The organism is Streptomyces sp. NPDC126510, assembly GCF_040302345.1.
Lineage (GTDB): Bacteria > Actinomycetota > Actinomycetes > Streptomycetales > Streptomycetaceae > Streptomyces.
Genome location: NZ_JBEORR010000009.1, coordinates 40676 through 59791, shown reverse-complemented (window position 1 = coordinate 59791; position 19116 = coordinate 40676). Strand labels below are relative to the sequence as shown.

The 19116-nt window shown below is 67.9% G+C and carries 18 protein-coding genes; 8 read left to right on the top strand and 10 right to left on the bottom strand.

The window, feature by feature from the left end; translation table 11 throughout:
- The first annotated feature begins 232 nt into the window (after nucleotides 1-232).
- Nucleotides 233-1096: a GNAT family N-acetyltransferase gene (locus ABTX60_RS14360; RefSeq protein ID WP_352097366.1), complete on the top strand. Its 864-nt coding sequence runs from the start codon at nucleotides 233-235 to the stop codon at nucleotides 1094-1096.
- Between the two features lie 70 nt (nucleotides 1097-1166).
- Here the strand turns inward: ABTX60_RS14360 and ABTX60_RS14355 are convergent, their stop codons facing one another.
- Nucleotides 1167-1589, bottom strand: coding sequence for a GlcG/HbpS family heme-binding protein (locus ABTX60_RS14355; protein ID WP_352097365.1), 423 nt, complete (start codon nucleotides 1587-1589; stop codon nucleotides 1167-1169).
- A 66-nt stretch (nucleotides 1590-1655) separates the two neighbouring features.
- Nucleotides 1656-2864 (bottom strand): MFS transporter, encoded by a 1209-nt coding sequence (locus ABTX60_RS14350; RefSeq protein ID WP_352097364.1) that lies wholly within the window; start codon nucleotides 2862-2864, stop codon nucleotides 1656-1658.
- Between the two features lie 141 nt (nucleotides 2865-3005).
- On the opposite strand from ABTX60_RS14350, the gene ABTX60_RS14345 reads away from it, so the two are divergent.
- Nucleotides 3006-3470, top strand: coding sequence for a MarR family winged helix-turn-helix transcriptional regulator (locus tag ABTX60_RS14345; RefSeq protein WP_351631801.1), 465 nt, complete (start codon nucleotides 3006-3008; stop codon nucleotides 3468-3470).
- A 63-nt stretch (nucleotides 3471-3533) separates the two neighbouring features.
- Nucleotides 3534-3986, top strand: coding sequence for a GNAT family N-acetyltransferase (locus tag ABTX60_RS14340; RefSeq protein ID WP_352097363.1), 453 nt, complete (start codon nucleotides 3534-3536; stop codon nucleotides 3984-3986).
- 58 nt (nucleotides 3987-4044) lie between these two features.
- Here the strand turns inward: ABTX60_RS14340 and ABTX60_RS14335 are convergent, their stop codons facing one another.
- Nucleotides 4045-5430: a serine hydrolase domain-containing protein gene (locus tag ABTX60_RS14335; RefSeq protein WP_352097362.1), complete on the bottom strand. Its 1386-nt coding sequence runs from the start codon at nucleotides 5428-5430 to the stop codon at nucleotides 4045-4047.
- Between the two features lie 71 nt (nucleotides 5431-5501).
- A complete protein-coding gene (dnaB, locus tag ABTX60_RS14330; RefSeq protein WP_351631809.1) occupies nucleotides 5502-6983 on the bottom strand; it encodes a replicative DNA helicase in 1482 nt (493 codons plus the stop codon).
- A gap of 460 nt (nucleotides 6984-7443) precedes the next feature.
- Between dnaB and ABTX60_RS14325 the strand changes: the two genes are divergently transcribed.
- A complete protein-coding gene (locus ABTX60_RS14325) occupies nucleotides 7444-8781 on the top strand; it encodes an MATE family efflux transporter (protein WP_352097361.1) in 1338 nt (445 codons plus the stop codon).
- Between the two features lie 167 nt (nucleotides 8782-8948).
- On the opposite strand, the gene rplI is transcribed toward ABTX60_RS14325, so the two are convergent.
- The 4 genes from rplI to rpsF all read right to left on the bottom strand — a co-directional run bounded on the left by rplI (nucleotide 8949) and on the right by rpsF (nucleotide 10651).
- Entirely contained in the window at nucleotides 8949-9395 is a 447-nt protein-coding gene (gene rplI / locus ABTX60_RS14320; RefSeq protein ID WP_033309881.1) for a 50S ribosomal protein L9, read from the bottom strand.
- A gap of 18 nt (nucleotides 9396-9413) precedes the next feature.
- The gene (gene rpsR, locus ABTX60_RS14315) at nucleotides 9414-9650 is read right to left on the bottom strand and encodes a 30S ribosomal protein S18 (protein WP_003949403.1); all 237 of its coding nucleotides are present in this window, start codon (nucleotides 9648-9650) and stop codon (nucleotides 9414-9416) included.
- Nucleotides 9651-9696: 46 nt separating this feature from the next.
- Nucleotides 9697-10290, bottom strand: a complete 594-nt coding sequence (locus ABTX60_RS14310; RefSeq protein WP_351631814.1) for a single-stranded DNA-binding protein — start codon at nucleotides 10288-10290, stop codon at nucleotides 9697-9699.
- Between the two features lie 70 nt (nucleotides 10291-10360).
- Entirely contained in the window at nucleotides 10361-10651 is a 291-nt protein-coding gene (gene rpsF, locus ABTX60_RS14305; RefSeq protein ID WP_030847098.1) for a 30S ribosomal protein S6, read from the bottom strand.
- Nucleotides 10652-10914: 263 nt separating this feature from the next.
- Here rpsF and ABTX60_RS14300 point away from each other — a divergent pair, with 263 nt between their 5' ends.
- The 3 genes from ABTX60_RS14300 (at nucleotide 10915) to ABTX60_RS14290 (ending at nucleotide 13629) form a co-directional block, all read left to right on the top strand.
- Nucleotides 10915-11220, top strand: coding sequence for a hypothetical protein (locus ABTX60_RS14300; protein ID WP_352097360.1), 306 nt, complete (start codon nucleotides 10915-10917; stop codon nucleotides 11218-11220).
- Nucleotides 11221-11394: 174 nt separating this feature from the next.
- On the top strand, nucleotides 11395-12516 hold the full coding sequence (femX, locus tag ABTX60_RS14295) for a peptidoglycan bridge formation glycyltransferase FemX (RefSeq protein ID WP_031137685.1): 1122 nt from the start codon (nucleotides 11395-11397) through the stop codon (nucleotides 12514-12516).
- An 81-nt stretch (nucleotides 12517-12597) separates the two neighbouring features.
- Nucleotides 12598-13629 (top strand): alanine racemase, encoded by a 1032-nt coding sequence (locus ABTX60_RS14290; protein ID WP_352097359.1) that lies wholly within the window; start codon nucleotides 12598-12600, stop codon nucleotides 13627-13629.
- 102 nt (nucleotides 13630-13731) lie between these two features.
- Here the strand turns inward: ABTX60_RS14290 and ABTX60_RS14285 are convergent, their stop codons facing one another.
- Nucleotides 13732-15243, bottom strand: a complete 1512-nt coding sequence (locus ABTX60_RS14285) for a glycosyltransferase family 87 protein (RefSeq protein ID WP_352097358.1) — start codon at nucleotides 15241-15243, stop codon at nucleotides 13732-13734.
- A 121-nt stretch (nucleotides 15244-15364) separates the two neighbouring features.
- Nucleotides 15365-17635 carry a transglycosylase domain-containing protein gene (locus tag ABTX60_RS14280; RefSeq protein ID WP_352097572.1) on the bottom strand — a complete coding sequence of 757 codons (2271 nt, stop codon included), beginning with the start codon at nucleotides 17633-17635 and terminating at the stop codon, nucleotides 15365-15367.
- Between the two features lie 786 nt (nucleotides 17636-18421).
- Here ABTX60_RS14280 and ABTX60_RS14275 point away from each other — a divergent pair.
- Nucleotides 18422-19105: a PadR family transcriptional regulator gene (locus ABTX60_RS14275; protein ID WP_352097357.1), complete on the top strand. Its 684-nt coding sequence runs from the start codon at nucleotides 18422-18424 to the stop codon at nucleotides 19103-19105.
- Nucleotides 19106-19116 lie beyond the last annotated feature (11 nt).

Genomic DNA, 19116 nt, shown 5'->3' with positions numbered 1-19116 from the left:
CCCTCCTCTCGTCACGAATGCGGGCACGACGCGAATCGGCGAGTCCGTCAACCCTGAGGCGGGAAAGCCCCGTTCAGCCTCCGGCATTGACGCCCAGTGTTCTTACCTGTTTCACGTGAAACGTCCGGCACCGGTCCATGGTCTGTGCGGGCGGCGACAACTGGCCAAAAGCTCGTACGTCTCCGCTGAAACAGGTGGACGCCAGGGGCTCTCGTCGGACAGCCTGACCTGCGTGCCGACTCCTTCCCTTGCCTCATTGCCCATCCGTCGTCTGACACTCCACGATCAAGCCGCCTGCGCCGACTTGTCCGAGGACCGGGGGTGGCCACGGGAGGAGCACAAGTGGGGCTTCCTCCTCACGGCCGGGAAGGGCTACGGCATCGACGACCCCGAGGGCGGCCTGGTGAGCGCCTGTGTCGTCACCGAGTACGGACCGCAGGAGCCCGCCCTCGCCGCGGTCGGCATGGTTTTGGTCGCCGGACGGCATGCCCGGCAGGGCGTGGGACGCCGGTTGATGCGTCACGTCATCTCGGCGATGGGCACCACGCCCCTCACCCTGCACGCTACGCCGAACGGCCGCCCCCTCTACGAGGAACTCGGCTTCAAGGTCACAGGACGGGCCGAGATGGTCCGCGGACGCTTCACTCCCGGTGGACCGGAGCCTGAGGTGGCCACTCGCGCCGCGACCGCCGAGGACCTCACCGCGATCCTCCGTCTCGACGAGCAGGTGTTCGGGGGCGACCGCACCCACATCGTCACGCGACTGCCGGCCTTCGCCGACCAGCTGCGCGTGGCCGTGGACGGCGGACGGATCATCGGGTACGCGGCCGCCTGGCCCAACATGGACACCCAGGTCGTCGGGCCGCTCATCGCGCGCGACACATCGGTGGCCCAAGCCCTCATCGCCTCCCTTGCCGCCCACACCGACCGTCCCTTGCGCACCGACATCGACGTGCGGCACGAGGAGCTCCTCGCGTGGGTGAAGGAGCACGGCCTGCAATCCGTCGCCTTCAACGCGGTGATGGCCTACGGGATCGCCGAGTTGCCCGGCGACTGGAGCCGGCGGTTCGCACCGGTCACGGTCGCGGCGGGCTGACGAGCCCAGATACGGCGTCGCCGGTTCCCCGTGCACGGGGAACCGGCGACGCCGCGCTGCGCGGACCGGGTCAGGCGAGAGCCTCCACGGCGGCCGTGGCGAAGCCGTGGTCCTGCTCCGGGGCGCCGCCGCCCACGCCGATCGCTCCGATCAGCCGGCCGTCGCGGTGCACCGGCACGCCTCCGGCGATGAACAGCAGCGGCCGGTCGAGCGCGGTCGGCAGCGTGTGGAAGAGGCCTCCGGGCTGCACCGCGTCCACCAGGCCGGCGGTGGGCGCGTTCAGCTGGAGGGCCGTGTAGGCCTTGCGGGTGCTGGTCTCGCCGGAGATCAGCACGGCTCGGTCGTCACGCCGGAAGGCGAGCAGATGGCCGCCCGCATCCAGGACGGTGACGCTGACGGTGATGTCTGCGACCTCGGCGGCACGGTGGGCCGCGGCCACGAGGACGTCGGCGTCCTGGGTGGTCAGCGGGGCGACTGCGGTGGTGATGCTCATGAAGGTGTTCTCCTGAAGGTTTTACGGTCGTGCCGGGTTGTGGGGCAGGTGGGGTGGTCCCACTGCTCAGTGGTGGACAGCAGCGCGCTGCTCGGCCGGCGCGGCCCCCGTGACGACGGTGCTGGGGCCACCGGCGCGGCGCTCCAGGGCGGCCGAGAGGAAGGCCAGGAGCAGGGCACCGGCGGCCAGGGCGGCACCGACCCAATTGGGGGCGGTGTAACCGAGGCCCGCCGCGATCACCAGGCCGCCGAGCCAGGCGGAGAGCGCGTTGCCGAGGTTGAAGGCGCCGATGTTCACAGCGGAGGCCAGGGTCGGGGCGCCGTGTGCCTGGTCGAGCACGCGCTTCTGCAGCGGCGGCACGGTGGCGAAGCCCAGGGCACCGATCAGCGCGATGGTGACCGCCGAGAGCAGCTTGTCGTGGGCGGTGAGGGTGAACAGGGCCAGGACGACGGCCAGGGCGCCCAGGGAGACGTACAGCATGGGCATCAGGGCGCGGTCGGCGAACCTGCCGCCGACCAGATTGCCGCCGACCATGCCGAGACCGAAGAGGACCAGCAGCCAGGTGACGGAGCCGTCGGCGAAGCCCGCGACATGGGTCATCATCGGCGCGATGTACGTGATGGCCGCGAAGACACCGCCGAAGCCCAGGACGGTCATGGCCATCGCGAGGAGGACCTGTACGTTCTTGAACGCGGCCAGCTCATGGCGCAGACGCACGCCCTCCGCCTTGGGCATGTCCGGGACGAGCCGGGCGATGCCGGCCAGGCCGACGACGCCGAGGGCGGCGACGATACCGAAGGTCACCCGCCAGCCGACGGACTGCCCGACGAGCGTGCCCAGCGGGACACCGACGACGTTGGCGACGGTCAGACCGGTGAACATCATCGCGATGGCACCGGCCTTCTTGTCCGGAGCGACGAGGTCCGCCGCGACGACCGAGCCGATGCCGAAGAAGGCGCCGTGGGCCAGCGAGGCGACGATCCGCCCGATCAGCATGACGGAGAAGGCGGGGGCGAGGGCCGAGAGGAGGTTCCCCAGGATGAAGAGGCCCATCAGCAGCATCAGCATCCGCTTACGGGAGATCTTGGTCCCGAGCACGGTCATCAGCGGCGCGCCGAACATGACGCCGAGCGCGTAGCCGGTCACCAGATAACCGGCGGTGGGGATGGAGACCCCGTAGTCGGCCGCGACCTCGGGCAGCAAGCCCATGATCACGAATTCCGTCGTTCCGATCCCGAAGGCCCCGATCGCGAGGGCCAGAAGCGCGAGAGGCATGGAGGGGTTACCTTCCCAGACGATTGCAGGAGCGCTTTGCGAGCGCCCACAATAGTTGCAGACGCGTGCTATAGGCAAACGCCGTAAATTGCGGTGCTGCTCTATCCTGGGTGTCAGCCGCTCCGGACGGAGGAAACGCCAATGACAGCGACGGACCCCGCGCTCACCGCTCTCGCCCAGAGCTGGTGCGCCCTCTCCCTGCTCCACGGGAGGATCGAGGCCAACATCGAGCGCGCCCTGCAGGCCGGGCACGACCTCAGCGCGCGCGAGTACTCCCTGCTGGACGTACTCAGCCGGCAACACGACGGCGATGGGGGCCATCTACAGATGAAGCAGGTCGCCGACGCGGTCGTTCTCAGCCAGAGCGCCACCACGCGCCTGGTCACCCGTCTCGAAGACCGGGGGCTCCTGGAGCGCTACCTGTGCCCCACCGACCGCCGGGGCATCTACACCAACGTCACCGCGGCGGGCCTCGAATTGCTGGAAGCGGCGCGTCCGACCAATGACGCCGCTCTGCGCGAGGCCCTCGATGAAGCGGCGAAGAATCCCGAGCTGGCACCGCTCGTCCGAGTCGTGGAGACACTGAAGGCTCCGGTGCCCGCGTAGGGCGCCCGAGCGCGGGCCGACGTGCGGCATCTGCGCACCACCGACTGTGCGTAAGGTGCGGCCATGGGAGATCTTGAGATACGTGCCGCCGCCGCCGACGACGTCCCCGCGATCGTCGCCATGCTCGCGGACGACCCCCTGGGCGCACAGCGCGAGTCGCCGGACGACCTCGCCCCGTATCTGTCCGCGCACGAGCGGCTCAGCGCCGACCCGAACCAGCACCTGGTCGTGGCGGTCCGGGACGGCAGGGTCGTGGGCACCCTCCAGCTCACGATCATCCCTGGGCTGTCCCGACGTGGTTCGACCCGTTCGATCGTCGAAGGGGTGCGCATCCATGCGGACGAGCGCGGCAGCGGCCTGGGAACCCAGCTCATCGAGTGGGCAATCGAAGAGAGCCGGAACGAGGGGTGCCAATTGGTCCAGCTGACCTCTGACAAGACCCGCGCCGACGCCCACCGCCTCTACGAGCGGCTCGGGTTCACGGCCTCCCACACAGGTTTCAAGCTCCAGCTGTGACCGAGGGGCGTGGGCGTCCTGTTTCACGTGAAACAGGACGCCCACGCATCCCACCGCGCTAACCGATTCCGCGCCATCCTTCGAGGTCGACACCACCCGGCACAGGAGCACCCTCGTCGTACGGCTGACGCGTGAACACGAACGAGCCGAGGTCCAGGTGACTCACGGACCCGTCCGCCCGCCGTACGGCCTTCAGAAGCTCGCCGGCGTAGTAGCCCTCGAGCCCCGTCCATGTGCCGTCGCCGTTCGCGCGGAACCGAGAGCGGCGGCCCCCGCCGGTCAACGGCCCCAGCGATACGAGCCCGTCGTCCGTCAGTCGCAGAGCGAAGGCGTGCGTCCCCCAGTACCACTGCCCCGTCAGCTCCAGCAGCGACGGATCGACATCACGGAGCGGCTTCCACGGTGCGGGGATACGCGGCTCCGCTTCGGCGACGATACGGACCAGGTCGGCGGCGACGGGGAAAAGCAGTGGTCCTGACGTGGCGTTGGCCAGGGCGATGGCTGCCACATCGTCCTCGAAGCTGATCATGAGGCACGCGAGGAAGCCGGGCAGTGAACCGGTGTGGCCGACGAGGGACCGCCCGTTTCGTCGACGGATCTCCATACCCAGGCAGTAGGCGTATCCGCTCGCCACGTCCGCCGCCTCGTGGGGCGCGGCCGGCATCCTCATCTCCTTCAGTGACCCGGCACTCAGCACTCGGTCGTCGCCGTTGAGCAGGAAGGCCGCGAACCGCGCCAAGTCACCGCTCGTCGACCAGAGCTGGCCGGCCGGCGCCATGCGCCCCAGATCTTCGGTCGGCTCGGGAAGCATCACGTCGGCCCAGGGATGCACTGCCCAGCCACCCGCGTGGGGCGCCTGCGGACGCACACTCGTGCGGTGCAGCCCCAGAGGGTCGAGCACTTCACGCTGAAGGACGTCCTCCCAGGAAGCCCCTCGGAGCTTCTCGATGAGCGCGCCGAGCAGGGCGTAGCCGGGGTTCGAGTAGTGGAACCGGCGGCCTGGCGGGGTCAGCAGGGGTCGATCACCCAGCACGTCGGTCAGCTCGGGCCGCAGGGATCCGGGGCTCCGCTCCCACCACGGGCCCGGGGTCTCGGCCGCCAATCCCCCTGTGTGCGCGAGGAGTTCGGCGACGGTCGCCTCCCCCACGCCGGTGCCCGGCAGATGCTTCTCGAGCGGATCGCCCAGATCCAGAGCGCCTTCGTCACGCAGCCGTAGTACGAGAACCGCCGTGAAGGTCTTGGTGATCGAACCGATCCGGTACTGCACGTTCTCGTCCGGCGCGTGCCCCTCCACCGAGGTCCGTGCGCCCGTCCACACCGTCGTACCGTCCCGCACGACGGCCGCGACGAGCGACGGAGCCCGCCCCTCGGCCTGCGCGACGGCGATCCGGTGCAACAGAGCGCGACGGGTGCCGGGAAGCAACTCTCCCTGAGATGTCGTCATGGGCCCAGTTCACCCGGACGGGCAGCCCCGCGTCGAGCACATTCGGGGCAGGCCCGTGAGACCTGGTCGGATCAGGTCTGGGCCATGTCCACGAATCGTGAGTAGTGACCCTGGAAGGCGACCGTGATCGTCGCCGTGGGGCCGTTTCGGTGCTTGCCCACGATGATGTCCGCCTCGCCGGCCCGCGGCGACTCCTTCTCGTACGCGTCCTCGCGGTGCAGCAGGATCACCATGTCGGCATCCTGCTCGATGGAGCCCGACTCACGCAGGTCGGACACCATCGGTTTCTTGTCCGTGCGCTGCTCGGGACCACGGTTGAGCTGGGACAGCGCGATCACGGGAACCTCCAGCTCCTTGGCCAGGAGCTTGAGGTTCCGGGACATGTCCGAGACTTCCTGCTGACGGCTCTCGGAACGCTTGGAGCCACCGGCCTGCATCAGTTGCAGATAGTCGATGATCACGAGCCTGATGTCGTTGCGCTGCTTCAGCCGGCGGCACTTGGCGCGAATCTCCATCATCGAAAGGTTCGGGGAGTCGTCGATGTAGAGCGGTGCGGACGAGACCTCGGGCATCCGGCGCGCCAGACGCGTCCAGTCCTCGTCCGTCATGGTGCCGGACCGCATGTGGTGAAGGGCTACGCGGGCCTCTGCGGACAGCAGCCGCATCGCGATCTCGTTGCGCCCCATCTCCAGGGAGAAGATGACGCTCGGCAGGTTGTGCTTGATCGACGCGGCCCGGGCGAAGTCCAGGGCCAGCGTCGACTTTCCCATGGCGGGACGGGCCGCGATGACGATCATCTGCCCCGGGTGCAGGCCGTTGGTGAGCGAGTCGAAGTCCGTGAATCCGGTCGGCACACCGGTCATCTCGCCGCTGCGCGAGCCGATCGCCTCGATCTCGTCGAGCGCGCCCTCCATGATGTCGCCGAGCGGGAGGTAGTCCTCACTGGTGCGCTGCTCGGTGACCGCGTAGACCTCCGCCTGGGCGCGGTTGACGATCTCGTCGACGTCGTCGTCGGCCGCGTATCCCATCTGCGTGATGCGCGTACCGGCCTCGACCAGGCGGCGCAGGACGGCCCGCTCGTGAACGATCTCCGCGTAGTACGCCGCGTTGGCCGCCGTGGGCACCGTCTGGACGAGGGTGTGCAGATACGAGGCCCCGCCGACCTTGTTGATCTCGCCACGCTTGGTCAGCTCGGCGGCGATCGTGATGGGGTCGGCCGGCTCGCCCTTGGCGTAGACGTCGAGGACGGCCTGGTAGATCGTCTCGTGGGCCGGCTTGTAGAAGTCGTGACCTTTGAGGATCTCGACGACGTCGGCGATGGCGTCCTTGGACAGGAGCATGCCGCCGAGGACGGACTGCTCGGCGTCGATGTCCTGCGGCGGTACCCGCTCGAACGACGGGGACGATCCACCGTCCCACGCGCCGTTGTCCCTGCCGCGCTCGTGCTGTTCGTCGCGGCCCCGGGCTCCGTCACCGCGTCGGCGGGAAGCGGGCAGACGATCACTGGGACCGCTGTCGGCCCACGGGTCGTCCAAGGGCTCGGAAATGCTCACCGAGCCACCTCCTCCCGTCCGCCGAAGCAGACCTAGCCGTGCCCCTCTTTTCTACGGCACGGCACTGACAAATAAGAGGCCCAACTCCGGTTGGCTCGCGCCGGTTTTGTGGCGTTTGGGAAACCGGCGGACGGAGCGGGCGCCGGACTACCGTAGGCCCGTCGGCACCGTCAGCCAATCTGGTTATCCACAGGCCATGTGGACGACGGCCCAGATGCTGTGGAGAACTCCGCGAAACCTGTGCACGACTCGGTGGACAGGCCTGTGAACAAGCCGCTGCTCTCAGCAGATTAGGCAACCTGACCTGCACCTTTGCCGTCCACGGGCTGTGCAGAACAAAAACTTTCCCAACCGGCGCAAGATCACCTCGAACAGTGCACAGCAGTGCGCACACCGAGACGAAGAGTAAGGGTCTCAAATCCTTTGCATCTCTTACCTGTGGACGATTAGATTGGTGCACATGACACAGGCCCCCGCGCGCCGCCCCTCCGGCCGGAGACAGCACGATCGAGAGATCATCGCGCTGGCCGTGCCCGCCTTCGGCGCCCTCGTCGCCGAGCCCCTCTTCCTCATGGCCGACACCGCCATCGTGGGGCATCTGGGCACGGCTCAACTCGCCGGTCTCGGTGTCGCCTCGGCCCTGCTGATGACTGCCGTCAGCGTCTTCGTCTTCCTGGCCTACGCCACAACAGCGGCGGTGGCCCGACGTGTCGGCGCGGGCGACCTCCAAGGCGCCATCCGCCAAGGCATGGACGGCATCTGGCTGGCTCTGCTCCTCGGCGCTGCCGTCGTCGCCGCGGCGCTACCCACGGCACCGCACCTCGTGGCCCTCTTCGGCGCTTCGGACGCGGCGACTCCCTACGCGATCACCTATCTGCGCATCTCCGTGCTCGGCATACCGGCCATGCTCGTCGTCCTGGCCGCGACGGGTGTCCTGCGCGGGCTGCAGGACACCAAGACTCCGCTCTATGTCGCCATCGCGGGCTTCGTCGCCAACGGTGCCCTCAATGCCGGGCTCGTCTACGGTGCCGACCTCGGCATCGCCGGTTCCGCGTGGGGAACCGTCATCGCTCAGTGCGGCATGGCCGCGGTCTACCTCGTGGTGGTTCTGCGAGGGGCGCGTAAGCATGGGGCCTCGCTGCGCCCGGATGCCGCTGGGATCAGGGCCTCGGCACAAGCCGGTGTCCCCCTGCTGGTGCGCACCCTCTCGCTGCGGGCGGTCCTGATGATCGCCACGGCGGTGGCAGCTCGTCTCGGAGATGCCGACATAGCCGCCCACCAGATCATCCTCTCCCTGTGGAGCCTGCTGGCCTTCGCCCTCGATGCCATCGCCATCGCGGGGCAGGCCATCATCGGGCGCTACCTCGGAGCCGGTGACACTCAAGGCGCACGGGAAGCATGCCGTCGCATGGTGGAGTGGGGTATCGCCGTCGGCTTCGTCCTAGGCGTCCTGGTGGTTCTCGCCCGGCCGGCATTCCTGCCCTTGTTCACCAGCGACCCGGCCGTCACGGACGTGGCGCTGCCCGCCCTGATCATCGTCGCCCTCTCCCAGCCCATCTCCGGCATCGTCTTCGTCCTGGACGGCGTACTGATGGGCGCCGGCGACGGACCCTACCTTGCCTGGGCCATGCTGCTCACCCTGGCGGTGTTCACGCCGGTCGCTCTGCTGGTCCCGGTGAAGGACGGTGGACTCACGGCCCTCTGGGCCACGATGACGCTGATGATGACCGTGCGGATGGTGACCCTGTGGCTTCGCACCCGCTCGGGCCGCTGGATCGTGACAGGCGCTACCCGCTGACCGTTTCACGTGAAACGCTGCTTGTTTCACGTGAAACAGGGCGTGCGCCACAGAACGCGGTGTTTCACGTGAAACAGGCAGCCGCCCGGCGGTCGACTCCCAGCAGACACGAACGGGGCCGCACCCCTGAGGGTGCGGCCCCATCGCTTACTGCTTCAGCGTGGCACTCAGGCCGCGACGACCTCGATGTTGACCTTGGCGGCAACCTCGGGGTGCAGACGCACGGACGTCTCGTGAGCGCCCAGCGTCTTGATCGGCGAGCCGAGCTCGATGCGGCGCTTGTCGACTTCGGGGCCACCGGAAGCCTTGATCGCGGAAGCGATGTCGGCCGGGGTGACGGAACCGAAGAGACGACCGGCGTCGCCGGAGCGAACGGCCAGACGGACCTTGACGCCCTCGAGCTGGGCCTTCACAGCGTTGGCCTGCTCGATGGTCTGGATCTCGTGGATCTTGCGAGCACGACGGATCTGCTCGACGTCCTTCTCGCCGCCCTTGGTCCAGCGGATAGCGAACTTCCGCGGGATCAGGTAGTTGCGAGCGTAACCGTCCTTGACGTCGACGACGTCGCCCGCGGCACCGAGGCCGGAGACCTCGTGGGTGAGGATGATCTTCATGAGTCGGTCACCCTTCCCTTATCGCGCGGTGGAGGTGTAGGGCAGCAGCGCCATCTCACGGCTGTTCTTCACGGCCGTGGCGACGTCACGCTGGTGCTGCGTGCAGTTGCCGGTCACGCGGCGGGCACGGATCTTGCCGCGGTCGGAAATGAACTTCCGCAGCATGTTCGTGTCCTTGTAGTCCACGTACGTGACCTTGTCCTTGCAGAATGCGCAGACCTTCTTCTTCGGCTTGCGCACAGGCGGCTTAGCCATGGTGTTTCTCCTGTGTGATCAAGAAGTGTGAGGTGCGAACCCGCCCCTAGAAGGGGGGCTCGTCCGAGTAGCCGCCGCCACTGCCGCCGCCGGAGTTTCCACCCCAGCCGCCGCCACCGCCCTGGTTGCCACCGGCGGGTGCGCCGGTCGCCCACGGGTCGTCGGCGGGAGCGCCGCCGCCCTGCTGGCCGCCACCGGGGCCGCCGCCCCAGCCGCCGCCACCCTGGGCGCCGCCACCGCCGCCGTAGCCACCCTGGCCACCCTGTCCACCGCGGCCGGTGGTCTTGGTGACCTTGGCCGTGGCGTTGCGCAGGCTGGCGCCGACTTCCTCGACGTCCAGCTCGTAGACCGTGCGCTTGACGCCCTCACGGTCCTCGTAGGACCGCTGCTTCAGCCGGCCCTGCACGATGACGCGCATGCCTCGCTGGAGCGACTCGGCGACGTTCTCCGCCGCCTGACGCCAGACCGAGCAGGTCAGGAAGAGGCTCTCGCCGTCCTTCCACTCGTTCGTCTGGCGGTCGAAGGTGCGGGGGGTGGACGCGACACGGAACTTCGCGACCGCCGCACCGGAGGGGGTGAAGCGCAGCTCGGGGTCGTCGACAAGATTGCCGACGACCGTGATGACGGTCTCGCCTGCCATGGGGAACCTCTCGGCGGGTTTGCTCTGGCTGCTTGCTACTCGAATCCCGGAATCAGCTGAGCTGGGAAGCTCAGTGGGTCTCGGGACGGAGGACCTTGGTCCGGAGGACCGACTCGTTCAGGTTCATCTGGCGGTCGAGCTCCTTGACGACCGCAGGCTCGGCCTGCAGGTCGATGACCGAGTAGATGCCCTCGGGCTTCTTCTTGATCTCGTACGCGAGACGACGACGACCCCAGGTGTCGACCTTCTCGACCTTTCCGCCGCCGTCACGGACGACAGAGAGGAAGTTCTCGATCAGCGGAGAGACAGCGCGCTCCTCGACCTCGGGGTCGAGGATGACCATCACCTCGTAGTGACGCATGTGGAACCCACCTCCTTTGGACTCAGCGGCCACGGTCGTTCCGTGGCAGGAGGGTTGTGATGCGTAGCAACGGTATCGGCCACCACTGACAGTCGGGGTTTCTGGCGAGAAGCCCCTGCCATGACGTGGACAGACACCGGTGCGGACGGTACAGAGTACCCGCACAGCGGCTTGCGGTTGAAATCCGGCCGCCCGGGCAGCCAATCTGTACACATCGGGTGTGTATGGCGCTACGATGCGCCGACTTTCGCAGGAGGTGCCCTATGGCACAGGCATTGCGACCCAACACCGCCGGCGGCCTCTTCGCCACGGACGGCAAGCCCCACCCCCTTCAGGACGCCCTGCTCGCGGTGACCCTGGTGCTGGGCCTCACGTCGTTCCTCACGGCGATCATCGAAGAAGACCTGCATCTGCTCAGCTCCTGGGCCGGCCTCGTGGGCATCCTCACGGGTGCGTACGGCCAGTGGATCTCGGAGACGACCCGGGAGCGCTTCGGTCTAATCCTGGGCCTGGGAGCATCGGGTGTCGGGTTCTTCCTGGGCATGGCGCACGGCGGCCTCATCGGCTGACGCCGGGACACCTCCTCCTCCTCATCCGAACAGCGGGTCACGCCCCGGCCGGCCTCGGGCCGGGGCAAAGGTCCCCTGCGCCCAACCGGCGCGCTCCCACGGCGCAGTAGGCTTCGCGCGAGAGCCGGAGCCCCTGTACCCATGGGGACACACCAGCCCGAGGAGCGCCCCTAAATGAGCCTGACCCTGAGGACCATCAGTCGCGAGCAGCATCTGGCCTACATCCAGAGCCTGCCGTCGGCGAGCCACATGCAGGTCCCGGCCTGGGCTGACGTCAAGGCGGAGTGGCGCTCCGAGAACCTCGGCTGGTTCGACGACCGCACCGGCGAGATGGTCGGTGCCGGTCTGGTCCTCTACCGGCAGCTTCCCAAGATCAAGCGCTACCTCGCCTACCTGCCCGAGGGGCCGGTCATCAACTGGTTCGCGCCGAATCTGCAGGAATGGCTCGAACCGATGCTGGCGCACCTGAAGCAGCAGGGCGCGTTCTCCGTGAAGATGGGTCCGCCGGTGATCATCCGGCGCTGGGAAGCCCCCTCGATCAAGCAGGGCATCCAGAACCCGGACGTCAAGCGCCTGCGCGACATCGAGGCCGACCACATCGAGCCGCGCGCCTTCGAGGTGGCCGACAAGCTGCGCCGCATGGGCTGGCAGCAGGGCGAGGACGGCGGCGCCGGCTTCGGTGACGTCCAGCCCCGCTACGTGTACCAGGTGCCGCTGGCGAACCGCTCCCTGGAAGAGGTCCACAAGAACTTCAACCAGCTGTGGCGCCGCAACATCAAGAAGGCCGAGAAGGCCGGCGTCGAGGTCGTCCAGGGCGGTTACCAGGACCTCGAGGAATGGCAGCGGCTGTACGAGATCACCGCCGTGCGCGACCACTTCCGGCCCCGGCCCCTGTCGTACTTCCAGCGCATGTGGACGGCCCTCAACACCGAGGACCCCAACCGCATGCGGCTGTACTTCGCCCGCCACAACGGCGTGAACCTGTCGGCCGCGACGATGCTCATCGTCGGTGGCCACGTCTGGTACTCCTACGGCGCCTCCGACAACATCGGGCGTGAGGTCCGGCCCTCGAACGCGATGCAGTGGCGGATGCTGCGCGACGCCTACGCGCTCGGCGCCACCGTCTACGACCTGCGCGGTATCTCGGACTCGCTGGACGAGACCGACCACCTCTTCGGTCTGATCCAGTTCAAGGTGGGTACCGGCGGCCAGGCGGCCGAGTATCTCGGCGAGTGGGACTTCCCGCTGAACAAGCTGCTGCACAAGGCGCTCGACATCTACATGTCGCGCCGCTGATGTCCTGTTCAGTGCTTCTATACCTCTGACACACGGAAACCGCCGATACACGGCACCACGAGAAAGGTTCCAGGTCCGGCCATGGCGCTCACGCTCTACGTCGACACCGCGCGCTGGCGTGCGCACCACAAGCACGTGCAGGAACAGTTCCCGGGCCTGGTACCGGTCTGCAAGGGCAACGGCTACGGGTTCGGGCACGAGCGGCTGGCGGAGGAGGCCACGCGCCTGGGTTCGGACGTCCTGGCCGTCGGCACCACGTACGAGGCCGCCCGCATAAAGGACTGGTTCGGCGGGGACCTGCTGGTGCTGACGCCGTACCGGCGGGGCGAGGAGCCGGTGCCGCTGCCGGACCGGGTCATCCGCTCCGTCTCGTCGATAGACGGTGTCTACGGCCTGGTCGGCGCGCGCGTGGTGATCGAGGTGATGTCCTCGATGAAGCGGCACGGGATCAGCGAGCAGGACTTGGCGCAGCTGCACGCCGCCATCGAGAACGTCCGCCTGGAAGGCTTCGCCATCCATCTCCCGCTGGACCGCACCGACGGCTCGGACGCCGTCGAGGAGGTCATCGGCTGGATGGACCGGCTGCGGGCCGCCCGGCTGCCCCTGCACACCATGTTCGTCAGCCACCTCAAGGCCGAGGACCTCGCCCGGCTCCAGCAGCAGTTCCCGCAGACCCGCTTCCGGGCCCGCATCGGCACGCGGCTGTGGCTGGGGGACCACGACGCCACCGAGTACCGCGGCGCGGTCCTGGACGTCACGCGTGTCGCCAAGGGCGACCGCTTCGGCTACCGGCAGCAGAAGGCGGCCTCCGACGGCTTCCTGGTGGTCGTGGCGGGCGGTACGTCGCATGGAGTGGGGCTGGAGGCCCCCAAGGCCCTGCACGGCGTCATGCCGCGCGCCAAGGGGGTCGCCCGTGCCGGCCTCGCGACCGTGAACCGGAACCTTGCTCCGTTCGTCTGGGGTGGCAAGCAGCGCTGGTTCGCGGAGCCGCCGCACATGCAGGTGTCGATCCTCTTCGTCCCTGCGGACGCGCCCGAGCCGAAGGTCGGCGAGGAGCTGGTGGCCCATCTGCGGCACACCACCACGCAGTTCGACCGGATCGTGGACCGCTGACCGGCGCGGCCCACCGTCCCTCGCAGTACGGCAAGAAGGCCGTACACGGCTTCCCGTGTACGGCCTTCTGCGTTCCCGGCTACAGCGTCTCGCGCCGTTCGCTCAGAGCGAACCGCCCGTGGCGCCCGGCCTGCCCCACTGGACCGGTGTCCCGTCGAACTGTGCGGTCACCTGCTGCCGGGGGCGGGCTGCTGGACCGAGAACGAAAACGTCCTCGGCGCCGTCGAGCACTCCGCCCGAGGGATCGTCGTCACCGGACCGGCGCACCGGATCCCGGTCCGGCATGAAGATGTCGCGCACGACCATCACGCACAGATACAGCGTCCCCAGCAGATGCAGCGCGATGGCCCAGTGGTAGCCGTCGGTGGGCAGCCCCTTGTGGGCCTCTCCGCTGGTCGTGTACGCGAGGTACAGCCAGATTCCCAGGAAGTACGCCACCTCGCAGGCCTGCCAGATCAGGTAGTCCCGCCACTTCGGCCGGGCGAGGGCGGCCAACGGCACCAGCCACAGGACGTACTGCGGCGAGTAGACCTTGTTGGTGAGGATGAACACCGCGACGATCAGGAAGGCGAGCTGAGCGAACCGCGGGCGGCGCGGGGCGGTCAGTGCGAGGGCCGCGACGGCCGCACAGCACACCAGCATCAGCAGCGTCGCCAGTGTGTTGACGGTGTCGGTGCTGAGCGGGTCATCCGTGTTCTGGGCCATGATCAGCCAGAAGGAGCCGAAGTCGACGCCCCGCTCCTGGCTGAACGTGTAGAACTTCGACCAGCCCTCGAACGCGAAAAGCATCACCGGCCCGTTCACGACGACCCAGGCGACGATCGCGCCGCCCAGCGCCTTCCCGAATTCGCGCCACCTGCCCGCGCGCCAGCACAGCACCATCAGTGGCCCGAGGAGCAGGAAGGGATAGAGCTTGGCGGCCGTGGCTAGCCCCAGCAGGACGCCGAAGGCCAGGGAGCGTCCACGTGACCACATCAGCATCGCCGAGGCCGTCAGAGCGACCGCGAGGAGGTCCCAGTTGATGGTCGCCGTCAGCGCGGCGGCAGGCGCCAGGGCGACGAGCAGGCCGTCCCAGGGACGCCGGGCGTGGGTGCGGGTCACGCAGACGGCGATGACGGACACGCACACCATGAGCATTCCGGCGTTGACCATCCAGTACCACTGCTCCTGGTCCTGGATCGCGCCGCTGCCAGGCGTGAGCCAGGAGGCGACTTCCATGAAGACGCCGGTGAGCACCGGGTACTCCAGGTACTGCATGTCTCCGGGGAGCCGGTCGAAGTACGGCACGAGCCCATCGGCGAAGCCGCGCCCCTGGTACAGGTGCGGGATGTCCGAGTAGCACGCGTGCGTGTACTGGGAGCTGGCACCGAAGAACCAGGCGCCGTTGTAGCAGGGCGCCTTCTGGACCAGACCGAGGGCGAACATGCCGATCGCCACCAGCGCGATCACCCGCACGGGCGTCCACCAGGACGATCCGAGCAGGGCACGCCGCCCGAGCGGGCCGCCGATCAGCTCGCTGCCGACCGCGGCGACCTTGTCCTCCTTGGTCGGCCGCACCGGCTCCGGCTCATGGACGCTCGCTTGCGTCGATTCTGCACTGGGCATGCCGCACATCCTGCCGTACGTGTCTGGGAATACGACGAGGGCCGCCGTACCCCGAAGGGACGGCGGCCCTCGTTTCACGTGAAACATTTTCGCGTTTCACGTGAAACACCCAAGCCGGGCGATCGGTCGGCTATCCCTCGGGGCCTCCGAAGATGCCTCCGTTGCCGTTGCCCCTGCTGTTGCCGCCATCGGGGTTCGTATCCGTTGGCGTGGGCTCGGGGGAAACCCCTCCGTCCGTGCCTCCATTGTCAGTGCCGCCGTTCTGCGCGCCACCGTTGTCCTCACAGCCGAAGAACCCGCAGGTGTCGCTCGGCGACGGCGACGGAGACGAGCTCTCGGTCGGCGTGGGACTCGGCGACTCGGTCACGGTCTCGCTGGGCTCCACGCTGGGCGTGGGCTTCGGCGTCGGGGCACCCAGCTCGTCCTGGATCTCGCCGACCTCCTCGGCCTCCGGGAAGCCGGGGTCAGTCTTGCCCTTCAGCGCGGCCTTCATGTACTCGGTCCACACCAGCGTGGGGACGTCGCCACCGTGGATGGACTTCTCACCCGCCGTGCCGTTCATGGAGAGCAGCTTGGCGCTCTTGGGGTCCTCGCGGAACATCGCGACCGAGGTCGACAGCTGCTGGGTGTAGCCGACGAACCAGGCCGACTTGTTCTCGTCAGTGGTACCCGTCTTGCCGGCTGCTGTACGGCCCAGGGAGAGCGCCTTCGTACCCGTACCGTTCTGGATGACGTTCTCCAGAACGTTCGTGACGTTGTTGGCCACGTTCTCAGGCATCGCCCGCGTGACCCTGGGCGGTTTGAAGCCGTCGACCTCCTGGCCGTTGTACTTGACGCTGGTCACCGAGTACGGGGCGGCCTGCTTGCCCGCTGCGGCGAACGTCGCGTAAGCGTCGGCCATACGGATCGCACTGGGAGTCGACGTACCGAGCGCGAACGACGCGTTGAGCTCGGCGAAGCTGCCGTCCAGGATGCCGGCCTTCTCGGCCACGTCGGCCACGTTCTTCATCCCCACGTCCATGCCGAGCTGCACGAACGGCGTGTTCACGGACTGCTCCATCGCCTTGCGCAAGGAGATGTAGCCCCAGGGGTAGTCACTCTCGTTCTCCTGGAAGAACGGCGTGTTGTCCTTCTTCAGGACGTAGCTTCCGTCGTTCTTCCTGACCTTGAGATGGTCGTTGCCGTTGTACTTGCTCAGCGGCGAGACCCCGACTCCGTCGCTCTTGTAAGTGCCGTGCTCCATCGCCGCCGCAAGCACGAACGGCTTCCACGTCGAGCCGACGGGGACACCCGAGGTGTCCGCGTTGTTGTTGAAGTGGCCGTTCTCGTACCCCGCGCCGCCGTAGAGCGCGACGATCGCGCCGTCGTTGGGCTTCACGGACGCCGCACCGAACTGGACGTGCTTGTCCAGCTCACGGTTCTCCGGGTCGAGCTTCTCCTTCTCCACCTTCTTGACGGCCTTCGCCAGTGCCTCGACGTTGGCCTTCTTGAAGGTCGTCTTGATCTGGTAGCCGCCCAGGTCGAACTGCTTCTCGGAGATGTTCGAGTGGTTCAGGACGTACTTCTTGGCCGTGTCCGCCAGGTATCCGATCTGGCCGGTCATGCCCTTGGACGCCTTGCGGTCATCGGGCATGGGGTACTTCTTGATCGCTTCCTGGTACTCCGCGTCCGTGATCCTCTTGTCGTTGTGCATCTGCTCGAGGATCCAGCCCCAACGCGCCTGTGAACGCTTGCGGTTGGCATCGGCAGTCGCCGTCTTGTCGATGCCGTCATTGCCCGCGGGGTCGTAGTACGTCGGACCCTTGAGGAGGGCGGCGAGGAGGGCGCACTCGCTCGGCTCGAGGTCTTCCGCCTCCTTGCCGTAGTAGGCCTGGGCGGCGGCCTGAATGCCGTAAGCGCCACGGCCGTAGTACGAAGTGTTCAGGTACCCCTGGAGGATGTCGTCCTTGGAGACCTTCGTGCCCACCTTGATCGAGATGAACATCTCCTTGAACTTGCGGCTGACCGTCTGTTCCTGGCTCAGGTAGGTGTTCTTGACGAACTGCTGGGTGATCGTCGAACCACCCTGCGTGTCACCGCCCCGGGCCATGTTCGCCAGGGCACGGGCGATACCCATGGGGTCGACGCCGGAGTCGTCGTAGAAGCTCTTGTTCTCCGCCGAGATCACTGCCCACCGCATGGCTTTGGGGATTTTCGCGAGTGGGACGTTCTGCCGGTTCTGACCACTGCCCGCCGCGACCATCTGGGTGCCGTCGGACCAGTAGTAGACGTTGTTCTGCGACGACGCCGCGGCGTTCTCCTCGTTGGGGACGCCCACCATGGCGTAGCCGATGCCCGCCACGGCCACCAGGCTGCCGAAGAAGGCGATGCACAGTCCGGAGACGAGCTTCCAGGACGGCATCCAGCGCTGCCAGCCGTATTTGCCGGCTCGCGGATAGTCGATCAGGCGCTTCTTGTCGGGGTCGGCGGCCACGCGTCCTCTGCCCCGCCCGGGCCCGTTCGGTCCCCCAGGGGCGGCGCGCCGACCGCCACGGGCCGGTTCGGCCGCTCTGCGGCGGCTGCCCCCCGTATTTCTCTGCGCAGCACGACGGGCCTCGGCACGGCCGCCGTACTGACGCTCCTCACCCCCTGAGTCGACAGCGTCCGCCCCATAGGAGTCGGACGGAGACCCGGTGGCGCCTCGCGGTGCCGCGCGGCGGCCGGAGGCCGAGCCGGACTGGCCGCGTCGGGCCGCGGCACGTCCGCCTCCCTGCGGCTGCGGCGGTTTGCGACGGTGCTCGCTCATCGAACGACTACTCCTCGGGCAGGCGCACCCCTGCGCGCCTGGAAACGGCGGCTAGTTTCCGGTCCCCCCGAAGTACGGATGCGGTCGGCTCCGCATTCATCGGTCCCGCATGCACCCGTACTACACCGAAGACGACGACGCTCTCAGGCGTCACACGGTTCCCGGTGATGTGCATGGCGCACAGACTACGCACCGCCAAAACCTGCCGAGCCCCAAAGTTCACCTCAAATCAGGCAACTCGCGTCGGATGAATCGGTGATGTGATCCCGTTCACCCACCCCCCTCTTGTCGCATCCGGAAGGCCGTTCTATCGTCGTGATGTATCGACTCGATACATCAGCTCGACACATCGGCCTGACACATCGGACTGATACACGCGCACCGCGGCGAGAGGAGGCGACGATGAGCCGGCGTTCCGGGATCCTTGAGTTCGCCGTACTCGGCCTGCTCCGCGAATCACCGATGCACGGCTATGAGCTGCGCAAACGGCTCAACACATCGTTGGGTGTGTTCCGTGCGTTCAGCTACGGGACGCTCTACCCCTGCCTCAAGACGCTGGTCGCAAACGGCTGGTTGATCGAGGAAACGGGCAGCACCACCGAGGACGCCCTCGCCGCCCCCCTCACGGGGCGCCGCGCCAAGATCGTCTACCGGCTGACGGCGGAGGGCAAGGAGCACTTCGAGCAGCTGCTCTCGCAGACCGGGCCGGACGCGTACGAGGACGAAACCTTCGCAGCCCGTTTCGCCTTCTTCGGGCAAACCTCACGCGATGTCCGCATGCGCGTGCTGGAGGGCCGCCGCAGCCGGCTGGAGGAGCGGCTGGAGAAGATGAGCGCTTCCCTGGCCCGGACCCGGGAGCGCCTCGACGACTACACGCTCGAGCTCCAGCGCCACGGGATGGAGTCCGTGGAGCGCGAGGTGCGCTGGCTGAACGAGCTCATCGAGAGCGAGCGGGCGGGGCGGGACCTCAAGGGTCCGGCCTCCGGAGAGCCCGCTTCGCGTGACACCACATCTGGAGCGTCGGGCGTCCTGCCCCGGCCGGGGGACGACCCCCGTCCGGATGCGCCCGACGACACCGCCACGTGAGAGTCCACTCA